Consider the following 2,770-nt stretch of genomic DNA (forward strand, 5'->3'; position numbering starts at 1 on the left):
CTGTACATCGGCTTCACGGGCATCCTGACCTTCAAGAAGTCGGAGGCCCTGCGCGCGCTCGCGGCCGAGTTGCCGCCCGACCGTATTCTGGTTGAAACAGACTCGCCCTACCTTGCGCCCGGCAAGTTCCGCGGCAAGCGCAACGAGCCGGCCTATGTGGTCGAGGTCGCAAAAGTGCTGGCTGAGGCGCGCGGCGTGTCGTTAGAAGAGATCTCGCGCCAGACCACCGAAAACTTCTTCCGCCTGTTCTCCAAGGTGCCAGCTTGAATCCGGGAGCCGCATGACGCTGACGCTGACGATCCTGGGCTGCGGCTCCTCCGCCGGCGTGCCGCGCCCGGCGCTCGGCTGGGGCGCCTGCGATCCGAGCAATCCGAAGAACCGCCGCCGCCGCTGCTCGCTGCTGGTCGAACGGACATCCGAGCACGGCACGACACGGATCGTGATCGACACATCGCCAGACCTGCGCGAGCAATTGCTCTCGACCAATGTGGATCACATCGACGCGGTGTTCCTGACCCACGAACACGCCGACCAGACCCACGGCATGGACGATCTGCGCTCGGTCGTCATGCACATGCGGCGGCGCATCCCGACCTACTTCAACCTGTCGACCGCCAAGGACATCATGGCGCGGTTCTCCTATTGCTTCATCTCGCCGGAGGGCAGCGACTACCCACCGATCCTGACCCGGCATTCGATCGAGGCCGGCGAAAGCCGGACCATCCTGGGGAAGGGTGGTGCCGTGACGATGACGGCCTTCCTGGTGCAGCATGGCGCCATTCCCGCGCTCGGCTATCGCATCGGGGACGCCGCCTACACGCCCGACCTCAATGACATCCCGCGCGAGAGCTGGGGAGCGCTGGAAAATCTCGACCTCTGGATCGTCGACGGGCTGCGCTACACCAGCCATGTCAGCCATTTCAGCATCAACGACGCGCTGTCCTGGATCGAACGTTTCAGGCCGAAGCGCGCGGTCATCACCAACATGACGGCCGATGTCGATTACGAAGTCATCCGGCAGTCGCTGCCATCGGGCGTGGTGCCGGCTTACGACGGCCTGCGGCTGGAGACGCTCTGAGCCGGGCGAAGGCTCAACGCTGCCGAAACTTCTCGGTGCCGCCGGCGTCGATCCGTGTTTTGAAACGGGAAATCGGCTCAGGCGGATATTGCCTTCGCTGATCCCAGTTGGTTGCGCAGCAGGAACTTCTGGATCTTGCCCGTGGACGTCTTCGGGATCGGCCCGAACACGATCGCCTTCGGCGTCTTGAAGCCCGACATGTGACTGCGGCAGAAGGCGATGATGTCGGCCTCGGTCGCACTGGCGCCGTCCTTCAGCTCGACGAAGGCGCAGGGCACCTCGCCCCATTTCGGATCGGGCTTGGCGACGACGGCGGCGAACAGCACGGCCGGGTGCTTGTAGAGGATGTCCTCGACCTCAACCGAGGAAATGTTCTCGCCGCCCGAGATGATGATGTCCTTGGAGCGGTCCTTGATGATGACATAGCCATGCTCGTCGAGCACGCCGAGATCGCCGGTGTGAAACCAGCCACCCTCGAAGGCTTCCTTCGTCGCCTTCTCGTTCTTGAGGTAGCCCTTCATCACGATGTTGCCGCGGAACATGACCTCGCCGATGGTCTCGCCGTCGCGCGGCACCTCCTGCATGGTCTGCGGATTGATCACGGTGACGCCTTCCTCGAGCGGGTAGGGCACACCCTGCCGGCGCTTCATGCGTGCGCGTTCGGCCGGCGGAAGCTCGTCCCAGCCGGGCTGCTCGGCGCAGACGGAAGCGGGGCCGTAGACTTCGGTCAGGCCGTAGACATGCGTCAGCTTGATGCCGATGTTTTCTGCGCCTTCGAGCACCGCAACGGGTGGCGCCGCGCCGGCGATCAGGCCGACGACGCGGCGGGCGGCATTGCCCTTCGGGGCATCGGGCGCATTGATCAGCGTGTTGTAGACGATCGGCGCGCCGCACATGTGGGTGACGCCGTGCTGCTTGATCAGCTCGAAGATCTTGGTCGGCTCGACCTTGCGCAGGCAGACATTGATGCCGGCTGAGGCCGCGATGGTCCAGGGGAAGCACCAGCCGTTGCAATGGAACATCGGCAGCGTCCAGAGATAGACCGGATGCTGGCCGAGATTGCCGGCAAGGATGTTGCTGACGGCGTTGAGATAAGCGCCGCGATGATGCGTGACGACGCCCTTGGGATTGCCGGTCGTGCCCGAGGTGTAGCTCAGCGCGATCGCGTCCCATTCGTCCCTGGGCGGAATCGCGGTGAAATCAGGGTCGCCCTGCGCGACGGCGGCCTCATACTCGATCTCGCCGATGCGCTCGCCGCCCTTGAAGGCGGCATCGTCGACGTCGATCACGAACGGCTTCGGTCCGCTCATCTGCGCCAGCGCATCGGTGATCAGGCCCGAAAACTCGGGATCGACCAGGATGATCCTGGCCCCGCCATGATCGAGCTGGAACGCGATCGAAGGTGCATCGAGGCGGATGTTGAGCGCGTTGAGCACGGCGCCGGTCATCGGCACCGCGAAGTGCACCTCGTTCATCGCCGGGATGTTCGGCAGCATTGCCGCGACGGTGTCGCCGACGCCGATGCCCTTGCCTGCGAGGTAAGACGCAAACCGCCGGCAGCGCTCATAGGTTTGCGCCCAGGTGAAGCTGCGGCCTTCGTAGACCGTGCTGACGTGATCGGGATAGACCGCGGCGCTACGCGCGAGGAAGCTCAGCGGGCTCAGCGGCACGTAGTTGGCGGGCGTCTTGTCG

3 protein-coding genes are annotated in these 2,770 nt (G+C 64.5%); 2 read left to right on the forward strand and 1 reads right to left on the reverse strand.

Going from position 1 to position 2,770, the window contains the following annotated elements:
• A partial coding sequence (locus AC1D00_RS35090) for a TatD family hydrolase (protein ID WP_477013833.1) occupies positions 1 to 267 on the forward strand: 267 nt, incomplete at its 5' end.
• Positions 268 to 280: 13 nt separating this feature from the next.
• Positions 281 to 1,078: an MBL fold metallo-hydrolase gene (locus AC1D00_RS35095; RefSeq protein ID WP_404556361.1), complete on the forward strand. Its 798-nt coding sequence runs from the start codon at positions 281 to 283 to the stop codon at positions 1,076 to 1,078.
• Between the two features lie 77 nt (positions 1,079 to 1,155).
• Here the strand turns inward: AC1D00_RS35095 and AC1D00_RS35100 are convergent.
• On the reverse strand, positions 1,156 to 2,770 hold a 1,615-nt coding region (locus AC1D00_RS35100; RefSeq protein ID WP_477013834.1), incomplete at its 5' end, for an acyl-CoA synthetase.

The sequence above is a fragment of the Bradyrhizobium sp. P2_E8 genome (assembly GCF_056403875.1).

Coding starts and splice junctions, on each gene's coding strand:
- AC1D00_RS35095 (WP_404556361.1), top strand. CDS start 281: ATGACGCTGACGCTGACGATCCTGGGCTGCGGCTCCTCCGCCGGCGTG.